Here is an 8,169-nt window from a genome sequence, read left to right as displayed (position 1 = left end):
TGCCGGATTGAGGTCGTTGCGCTGGCTCATGACGCAGCAAACGACCACGGCCGGTCACTTCCGGCCGGTCGGCACCGCCGGCTTCGGCGAGCGCCGGCAGCGTCCCCGTGCCTTCGATCAGCAGCCTGTCGAGGCAACGGCGACGATCGCGGCCTGCCTTACGGCGTGGCGCGCGGACGGCGATGCCGAATGGAAGACCAGGGCAACGCGCGCCTTCGCCTGGTTTCTCGGCAGCAATGATCTCTCGGTGGCGCTGGCCGATCCGCTCACCGGCAGTTGCCGCGATGGCTTGCACCCCGATCGCGCCAACGAAAACCGCGGCGGCGAGTCGGTCGTTTGCTATCTCCTTGGACTTGCCGAGATGCGCCAGCTTGCGCGCGTCAACACGAGCCTGACACGGCCTGCGGCCTTGCGCGCCGTGGGTGCCTGAACTTCATCTTCTCATTCAGCAAGCCGAGGATACCGTGTCACAAGCTTCTTTCCTGAATCGGCAGGGCCTTCATCTGCGCCCCGATCCGGCGCGGGTTATCGTGCGGCCATTCAAGCCGGCGACTGAACCGCGCGATCTCAACCCGACCGACAAGATGCGCGCCAATCATATCGTCGAGCGGGTTCTCGCGCTCAGCTCGGAAGCCGTTGCGGCTCAGCTCGCGGACGTCCTGGAAAATTTCGAGGGTCGGCATCGTAACCTCTTGGAGAGGTTCGAGACCCGCGCCGTTGAAATGGAGGATGCTTTCGCGACGCATGGCGTCTTCTCGAGGACCCAGCGCCAGCTGATCGGCGCGTATTTTCTCAGCGAGTATTCGTTCGAGGCCTCTGCCTTGTTCAATCCCAGCATCGTGCCGCACCCCGATCAATCGGGTGCGCCCGAGGGCGGCACGCGTTTCATCATCAGTCTCCGGGCCGTTGGTGAAGGCCATGTGTCGTCACTGACGTTTCGAACCGGGACGATCGCGGCGGACGGGAGCCTGGCCGTCGACCCGACGGCTCGCCTTGCCTCGGTCCCGCGGATCGGCCAGCGCGCGTCCGGCCCCGACGGCGACCGTGTCGAGCTGGTGTTCAGGCCCGAGGAAGATCTCAGCGAGCGTGTCATCTTTCCCGTGACCGAATCCCAATCGAACGGCATCGAGGATGCGCGCTTTGTCGAATTCCGCGACGGCGATCGGAAGACCTATTACGCGACCTACACGGCCTACAGCGGACGCGCGATCCGGTCCGAACTGATCGAGACCAGCGATTTCATGTCGTTTCGACTGACGCCTTTGCGGGGGGCTGCGGCAGGCAACAAGGGCATGGCGCTGTTCCCACGCAAGATCGGTGGCAGCTATGCCATGATCGCGCGACAGGACAATGAGAACCTGTATCTGGTGTATTCGGACGACCTCTACACATGGGAAGGCGGTGGCCGGGCCATTCTGAAACCTCAATTTCCCTGGGAATTCGTCCAGATCGGCAATTGTGGGTCGCCCATCGAACTCGACGAAGGCTGGCTGCTGCTGACGCACGGCGTCGGCCCGATCCGCAAATACTCGATCGGAGCGGCGCTGCTCGACAAGCGTGACCCATCGAAGGTGCTGGCGCGTTCGAGCGAGCCGCTGTTGCGGCCTGAACCGTCCGAGCGCGAAGGGTATGTCCCCAACGTCGTCTATACCTGCGGTGCGATGAGGCACAATGACCAGATCATCCTGCCATATGCCGTGTCGGACACCTTCTCCAGTTTTGCAACGATCAGGATTTCCGCGCTCATGGAAGCGATGCGGCGCTGAGCGCGGCTTTCGCAGTCATTGACGTCAACCGCGTTCGTCAAGAGGTCAGAAGCTCATGGTCCGCGAAACAACCTACGTGGTGCAGGCATTCAACGCCGGCAAGGGTGGAAATCTGAAGGCCGACGCGCCCATCGTCTGCAAGTCGGAAAGCGGCGCGCTGCGAACGGCCGAGAGACTGGCATTGAGCAAGCTCGGCGTCGTCGCGTTCTCGTCCAGCGGCGATCCCGAAATGGGTGATTATGACGATGATCCGACGGTGTTCTTCCGGAAGGGCGAGCTTCCGTCCGGCTTCGACTGAACCCTGGTTGCGATCGAAAAGATATTTGTAAGGGAGCCGACRTGAGCGAGCGACTTGAAACACTGAAGAAGGCCCGTGATCGCATGATCGAGGACAGGGACGCGCATGCGAAGGTGCTGGCCGCGCCTTTTGAGCGCGACACGGCCGAACGGGCGCGCAACAAGTTCGTCGAATTTCAGGCGCTGATTGATGCCCTCGACCGCGCCATCAGCGGCGAAAGCCTGGTTCCAGTCAAAAACTAAACAGCGCAAGGCGAAACCAGCCAATGTCTCGTCGCCGGGGAGCGGTCGCACGCCGTTGGCCGCGACCCCTTATTGCTGCCGTGCCCATGCGACGATCGCCGCCGCATCCGCGCCGGCCTGGGCTTCCCAGGCGGCGATCGTGCTTGTTGCGGCGTTGCGCAGTGCTGCGACGAGGGATTGCGGCGCGGGTTCGGCGATGTTGACGCCGTTGTCGCGCATGCGTGCATAGTTCTCGGCCGTGCGATGGGCGAGCAGCGCGAACTGGCTTTGCTCGGTCTCGGCGGCCGCGGCCAGCACCTCGCGCTGCATCGGCTCGGGCAGCTCCGCGAACGCGTCGCTGCGGACGAAAGCGATCGAGACCGGCATCGCGTAGTTGATGGCCGTGAAGTGCGGCAGGAAGTCCCAGAGCTTGCGTCCCGCACCGCCGTCGCCGGAGGTGAGGAACGCGTTCAGCTGGTGCTCCTTCAATCCGGCAAGCGCTTTGTCCATCGGCAGGAACTGCGCATTGGCTCCGGCCGCGCGCATCACCGCGCTGGAATTGGCGTCGTAGGCCCGCAAGTTCAGGCTCAGTAAATCGTCGGCGCCTGCAAGCGCGCGATCCGACCAGAGGCCCGTCGCCGGCCAGATCGTCAGATAGAGCAGTTTTAAGCCGCGCGCGGAGAAGGCCTTCTCGTAGAGCGGGCGTGCCCGCGCATTGGTGGCGCGAGCGAGGTCGACCGATTGCACGAGGAAGGGCAGGGTGGAGAGACCAAGCACCGGATCGAGGCCGGACAGCGCACCGGCAAAGGCATCCCCGCCGGCGATCCGGCCATCCAGCACCGCGCGCGGCATCTCGCTCGAGTTGATCTTGAGCTCGTTGTCGAAGGCATTGGCCACGGTCACGAAACCGTTGGTGCGCTCGGAGACGCGTTTGGCGAAGGTCACGAGCCCGATACCGGAAATGTTACTCTCGGGATATTCCGTGGTCATCCGCCAGTTGACTTGCGCCATGGCCGGCGCGGCGGTCAGGATGAATGCGGCGAGGGCAAGGAGCGCGCGGATCCCCCTAGCAGGGGAACGCATTGGAAGAAGCTGGTCGGGCGGCATATATTGGCAACTCGTTGAACCATGGCACGATGCCACAACATGGCAGATCATCTTGTCGCATGGCGCGCCGGCCTGCGCCACAGCGATGCTTGGGCAGTGTTGGCGCGAATTGCATCACTCGTCATCGCCGCACTGCTGGCCTCTGCGACGCAGGCGGCGGCGTGGGACAGTTCGCCCGCCAGGACCGATGTCGCCGTTCCCAGCGTCGAGGAACTGGCGATGCCGCCGGCGAAGCCTGCGGATGCGCGCGAGAGCGACACGCGGGAATCGATCTGCCTGATCATCGAGGCGGCCGCGCGCGATGCCAATCTGCCGCTGGAGTTCTTCGCCCGCGTGATCTGGCAGGAAAGCCGCTTCCAGGCCGATGCGGTCGGCCCCATGACGCGCAGTGGCGAGCACGCGCAGGGGATCGCGCAGTTCATGCCGGGCACCGCGAGCGAGCGCGGGCTGCTCAATCCCTTCAACCCGGTGCAGGCGCTGCCGAAGTCGGCGGAGTTCTTGAACGAGCTGCGCAACCAGTTCGGCAATCTCGGCCTTGCGGCCGCCGCCTACAACGCTGGCCCGCGTCGCGTCCAGGAATGGCTCGCCGGCACCGGCGGCATGCCTGAGCAGACCCGCAACTACGTCTACGCCATCACCGGCACGTCGGTGGATGCGTGGGCCAAGGCGGGCAGCACCGGCAAGGGGCCGCCGAGTTCGCCGCCGACGAGCTGCCGCGATCTGATGGCGCTCCTGAAGCGCGCGCCGAACCCGTTCGTCGCCGAGCTCGAGCAGCATGTCGAGCTTGCCGCCGCAAAAATCTGGGGCGTGCAGCTCGCCGCCGGCTTCGACCGCAACAGGGCGCTCGCGATGTATTCCCGCGCCGTCACGCGGCTGAGCGCCGTGATCGGCGACCGCGATCCGAGCCTGCTGTCATCGGTGATGCGCAGCCGCGGCACGCGCGCCTTCTATCAGGTGCGCATCGGTGCCGACACGCGCAACGAGGCGGATGATCTGTGCAATCGGATCCGCAAGGCGGGTGGAGCCTGCTTCGTGCTGAAGAACCGGGGTGTGAGCGGGTAGGGGGCAACTCTCTCTCTCCGTCATTCCGGGCTCGCGCCAAGAGGCGCGCCCCGGAATGACAAGGGGATGGCAAGTCGTGCATGCCAGCCCCGCCGTTCGCTTCCTTGACGCCAGCCACCGCATTGCCCGTTATGCGCGCACGATTCCGTAACCCCGGCCGGCCCTCCCTTGGCGCTTCCACCGCTCGATTCACCGCAATGGCAAAGCCCCTGGCGCGCTTTCGCGTGGGGGCTGCGCTCGATCACGCAGACGATTTTGACCGTCGTCCTGTTCGTGACTTATCTGGGCATCGGTGCGCTCGCCCACGACACCCATTTCAGCCTGGCCTGGGCGCTGGCCTCGACGCTGTTTGTCTGGGCAGGTCCAGCGCAAATCATCCTGATCACCACGCTTGGCTCGGGCGCCACCGTCGTCCAGTCGGCGATCGCGGTGACCGTCAGCGCCATCCGCCTGTTTCCGATGGTGGTGTCGGTCCTGCCCCTGATGCGGACGCCGACGACAAAACGGCGCGAGCTGGTCTTCGCCGCGCATCTCACCGCGGTGACATTGTGGGTCGAGTGCCACCGCTTCCTGCCGCAGGTGCCGCGGGAGCGGCGGATCGCCTTCGTTCACGGGCTCGGCTGCGGTCTCGTCTCGGTGTGTCTCTGCGCCAATACGGTCGGCTATTTCCTCGCCGCCAACCTGACGCAGACGTTGGGAGCCGCGATCCTGCTGCTGACGCCGCTGTCCTTCMTGTTCTCGACCGCGCGCAACAGCCGCGAGGCCGCCGACGTCGTCGCGCTCGCGCTCGGGATTTTGCTGTATCCGTTGGCGGCGAAGATGAACTCCGGCCTCGACATCCTCGTCAGCGGCGTCGTGGCCGGCACGATCGCCTATGGCGTGCACTGGTGGCGGGAGGTGCGCGCATGAGTGTTGCCCAGCTCATCGGTGACTGGCACGCGCTCGCGGTGCTGTTCGTTGCCGGCGTTGTTCCCAACCAGATCTGGCGCATGCTGGGCCTGTGGTTCGGCGGCGGCATCGACGAGGGCTCGGAGCTCCTGGTCTGGGTGCGGGCGGTCGCAACCGCGATTTTGGCCGGCGTCATTGCCCAGATCGTGGTCGAGCCGCCCGGCGCGCTCGCCAGCGTGCCGGACGTGTTGCGGTATGGTGCGGTGGGCGCCGGCCTCGTCGCCTTCCTGCTGACCCGCCGCTCGATCTTCGCGGGCGTGGTGACGGGCGAAGTCTTCATGCTGGCCGGCACGTGGTGGTTGGGCTAAAACGCTCGCGGTACAGCAAGGAACTGGACATATGGTTCGCGAAAACGAGCTGCGTGAGGGCGAGGTCGCCATCGACTTGCCGCCGACGCAGGACGCCGGCCTCGTCTTCATCGGCCGCATCCGCACGCCCTGGACCTCACGGCTGGAAACGCCGCGGCAGGGCCGTACCGACGGCCCGGTGTGCCGGCTCGAAATCTTCGAGCCGTTCGTGGCGGCGATCAAGGGCGTCGACTTCTACAGCAATCTCGAAGTGCTCTATTGGCTCGACAAGTCGCGCCGCGACATCGTCCTGCAAAGCCCGAAGAACAACGAGAAAACCCGCGGCACCTTCTCGCTGCGCTCGCCGGTCAGGCCCAATCCGATCGGCACCTCGATCGTCAAGCTGGTCGGCATCGAGGGCAACGCGATCCTGGTGCGCGGGCTCGATTGCATCGACAACACGCCGCTGATCGACATCAAGCCCGACCGCTGCGAATTCACGCCGCTCGCCGCGCCGCAGGCCGGGGATTTTCAGACGGAGTGATTTCCTCCGTCATTCCGGGGCGTGCCGTAGGCACGAGCCCGGAATCCATCGGGCAGCAATGACGGCGGCGAAATGGATTCCGGGTTCGCGACTGCGTCGCGCCCCGGAATGACGATCAGCTCTTCAGCGCCGCGATCAGCTTGGTCGCGTTCTCTTCCAGCACCTTGACGTCTTCCTTGCRGCTGGCCGGCGGCAGCATCGCGATGCCGTCATGGCGCGGCATCACGTGCATGTGCAGGTGAAACACCACCTGTCCGCCGGCGGCCTCGTTGAACTGCTGCACGGTGATGCCGTCGGCCTTGAACGCCTTCATCGCGGCAGCCGCGATCTTGTGCACGCCGCGGGCGACGTGGGCGTAATCGTCGGGCTTGATGTCGAGGATGTTGCGGGCAGGGGCCTTCGGGATCACCAGCGTGTGGCCGGGCACGCGCGGCATGATGTCGAGGAAGGCGAACACATGCTCGTCCTCGTAGACCTTGTGGCAGGAAAACTCGCCGCGCAGGATTTTTGCAAAGATGTTGTTGGGGTCGTAGGCGGTCATGGCGGCGGCTCMTCGAAATTTTGTGCTTACTGTCACCAGCCACGCGAGGGCGTCAAGGCGCCTCGTCCGCGTCTTTCCGGAACGGGCCCATCTCGGCCAGCTCGCGGCCTGCTTCCGCGACATAGGCGCGCTCGCGCTTGAGGTAATCGTCGATGGCGCGGCGCAGACCCGGATCGGCGATGAAATGGGCGGAGTGGGTCGTCCGCGGCAGGTAGCCGCGCGCGATCTTGTGCTCGCCTTGCGCGCCGGCCTCGACATGCGTCAGGCCGCGTTTGATCGCGAAGTCGATCGCCTGGTAGTAGCAGACCTCGAAATGCAGGAACGGATGATGCTCGACCGCGCCCCAGTTGCGGCCGAACAGCGTGTCCGAGCCGATGAAGTTGATCGCGCCCGCGATCCAGCGGTCGTTGCGGCGGGCCATCACCAGCAGCACGTCGTCGCTCATGGTCTTGCCGATCAGCGAGAAGAATTCCCGCGTGAGATAAGGCCGGCCCCATTTGCGCGAACCGGTCTCCATGTAGAACGCGAAGAACGCGTCCCAGGCTTCCTCGGTGATGTCGCTACCCGTCAGCCAGTGGATGGTGATGCCCGGGGCGAGCGCGTCGCGCCGCTCGCGCTTGATCGACTTGCGGTGGCGCGAGTTCAGGGTGGCGAGAAAGTCGTCGAAGGTCGCGAAGCCGTCGTTGTGCCAGTGGAACTGCTGGTCGGTGCGCTGGAGGAAGCCGTGCTCCGCGAGCAGCTTCCATTCGGCCTCACGCGCGAAGGTGACGTGCACCGAGGAGGCCTTGCTGACGCCGCACAGCGCCACCAGCCCGCCCGCCAGCGCCTCCGCAATACGCTCGCGATCGACGCCGTCGCGGATGAGGAGCCGCGGCCCTGTCGCCGGTGTGAAGGGAACCGAGACCTGGAGCTTGGGATAATAGCGCCCGCCGGCGCGCTCATAGGCGTCCGCCCAGCCGCGGTCGAAGACGTATTCGCCCTGCGAATGCGATTTCAGATAGCAGGGCACGACCCCGGCGACGCGGCCGTCGATCTTGGCCGCGAGGTGCCGCGGCCCCCAGCCGGTGCGGATGGTTGCCGAACCCGACCTCTCGATTGCAGAAAGAAACGCGTGCGAGACGAACGGGTTATAGGCAGGTCTTGAGAGGCCGGCGGAGTCGCCTGGGATCCCGGATGAGGTTCCCCTGCCATGCCCGTTGCAAGCCTTGCCGGGATTTGCGCAGGCGTCCCAGTCGTCAGGTGACACTTCGCCGATGGACGGTACGGCCTCGAGGGTGATTTCGGATGATGCCATCGCGCCAAAGATCGTGCATTGCGGTAGCGACTTCAAGAGGGCGGGAACTGGTTGCCGGGAATGCGGCGCCTGCGCCTGTGCGCAACTCTATCCCGAGTCGT

10 protein-coding genes and 1 pseudogene are annotated in these 8,169 nt (G+C 65.3%); 8 read left to right on the top strand and 3 right to left on the bottom strand.

Going from position 1 to position 8,169, the window contains the following annotated elements:
* The 4 genes and pseudogenes from ACXJL8_RS26870 to ACXJL8_RS26855 all read left to right on the top strand — a co-directional run.
* Positions 1-430, top strand: a pseudogene (locus ACXJL8_RS26870) (glycosyl transferase family 1); the annotation flags it as partial.
* A 34-nt stretch (positions 431-464) separates the two neighbouring features.
* A complete protein-coding gene (locus ACXJL8_RS26865; RefSeq protein WP_456685888.1) occupies positions 465-1,766 on the top strand; it encodes a glycoside hydrolase family 130 protein in 1,302 nt (433 codons plus the stop codon).
* A 55-nt stretch (positions 1,767-1,821) separates the two neighbouring features.
* Complete coding sequence (locus ACXJL8_RS26860; protein WP_456623666.1) at positions 1,822-2,064, top strand: hypothetical protein; 243 nt, start codon at positions 1,822-1,824, stop codon at positions 2,062-2,064.
* 41 nt (positions 2,065-2,105) lie between these two features.
* On the top strand, positions 2,106-2,306 hold the full coding sequence (locus ACXJL8_RS26855; RefSeq protein ID WP_063194940.1) for a hypothetical protein: 201 nt from the start codon (positions 2,106-2,108) through the stop codon (positions 2,304-2,306).
* 69 nt (positions 2,307-2,375) lie between these two features.
* Here ACXJL8_RS26855 and ACXJL8_RS26850 read toward each other — a convergent pair whose 3' ends face one another.
* Positions 2,376-3,392, bottom strand: coding sequence for a TRAP transporter substrate-binding protein (locus ACXJL8_RS26850; protein ID WP_456623665.1), 1,017 nt, complete (start codon positions 3,390-3,392; stop codon positions 2,376-2,378).
* 39 nt (positions 3,393-3,431) lie between these two features.
* Here ACXJL8_RS26850 and ACXJL8_RS26845 point away from each other — a divergent pair, with 39 nt between their 5' ends.
* The 4 genes from ACXJL8_RS26845 to tsaA all read left to right on the top strand — a co-directional run bounded on the left by ACXJL8_RS26845 (position 3,432) and on the right by tsaA (position 6,233).
* Positions 3,432-4,454 (top strand): transglycosylase SLT domain-containing protein, encoded by a 1,023-nt coding sequence (locus ACXJL8_RS26845; RefSeq protein ID WP_456623664.1) that lies wholly within the window; start codon positions 3,432-3,434, stop codon positions 4,452-4,454.
* A gap of 168 nt (positions 4,455-4,622) precedes the next feature.
* Positions 4,623-5,363: an AzlC family ABC transporter permease gene (locus ACXJL8_RS26840; RefSeq protein ID WP_456685887.1), complete on the top strand. Its 741-nt coding sequence runs from the start codon at positions 4,623-4,625 to the stop codon at positions 5,361-5,363.
* Entirely contained in the window at positions 5,360-5,710 is a 351-nt protein-coding gene (locus ACXJL8_RS26835; protein WP_456623662.1) for an AzlD domain-containing protein, read from the top strand. Before ACXJL8_RS26840 ends, ACXJL8_RS26835 begins: the two co-directional genes overlap by 4 nt.
* 31 nt (positions 5,711-5,741) lie before the next feature.
* On the top strand, positions 5,742-6,233 hold the full coding sequence (gene tsaA / locus ACXJL8_RS26830; protein ID WP_456623661.1) for a tRNA (N6-threonylcarbamoyladenosine(37)-N6)-methyltransferase TrmO: 492 nt from the start codon (positions 5,742-5,744) through the stop codon (positions 6,231-6,233).
* A 115-nt stretch (positions 6,234-6,348) separates the two neighbouring features.
* Here tsaA and ACXJL8_RS26825 read toward each other — a convergent pair whose 3' ends face one another.
* Both ACXJL8_RS26825 and ACXJL8_RS26820 read right to left on the bottom strand, forming a co-directional pair.
* Complete coding sequence (locus tag ACXJL8_RS26825; protein ID WP_456685886.1) at positions 6,349-6,774, bottom strand: HIT domain-containing protein; 426 nt, start codon at positions 6,772-6,774, stop codon at positions 6,349-6,351.
* A gap of 52 nt (positions 6,775-6,826) precedes the next feature.
* Positions 6,827-8,068 (bottom strand): GNAT family N-acetyltransferase, encoded by a 1,242-nt coding sequence (locus ACXJL8_RS26820; protein WP_456685885.1) that lies wholly within the window; start codon positions 8,066-8,068, stop codon positions 6,827-6,829.
* Positions 8,069-8,169 lie beyond the last annotated feature (101 nt).

This window comes from Bradyrhizobium sp. P5_C11_2, assembly GCF_054049755.1.
This window is presented reverse-complemented; position numbering and strand designations above follow the sequence as displayed.

What these genes read in the sequence shown, in the direction of transcription:
- ACXJL8_RS26860 (WP_456623666.1), top strand. Translation starts at nt 1,822, where the DNA reads ATGGTCCGCGAAACAACCTACGTGGTGCAGGCATTCAACGCCGGCAAG.
- ACXJL8_RS26850 (WP_456623665.1), bottom strand. Translation starts at nt 3,392, where the DNA reads ATGCCGCCCGACCAGCTTCTTCCAATGCGTTCCCCTGCTAGGGGGATC.
- ACXJL8_RS26845 (WP_456623664.1), top strand. Translation starts at nt 3,432, where the DNA reads ATGGCAGATCATCTTGTCGCATGGCGCGCCGGCCTGCGCCACAGCGAT.
- ACXJL8_RS26835 (WP_456623662.1), top strand. Translation starts at nt 5,360, where the DNA reads ATGAGTGTTGCCCAGCTCATCGGTGACTGGCACGCGCTCGCGGTGCTG.
- tsaA (WP_456623661.1), top strand. Translation starts at nt 5,742, where the DNA reads ATGGTTCGCGAAAACGAGCTGCGTGAGGGCGAGGTCGCCATCGACTTG.
- ACXJL8_RS26820 (WP_456685885.1), bottom strand. Translation starts at nt 8,068, where the DNA reads ATGGCATCATCCGAAATCACCCTCGAGGCCGTACCGTCCATCGGCGAA.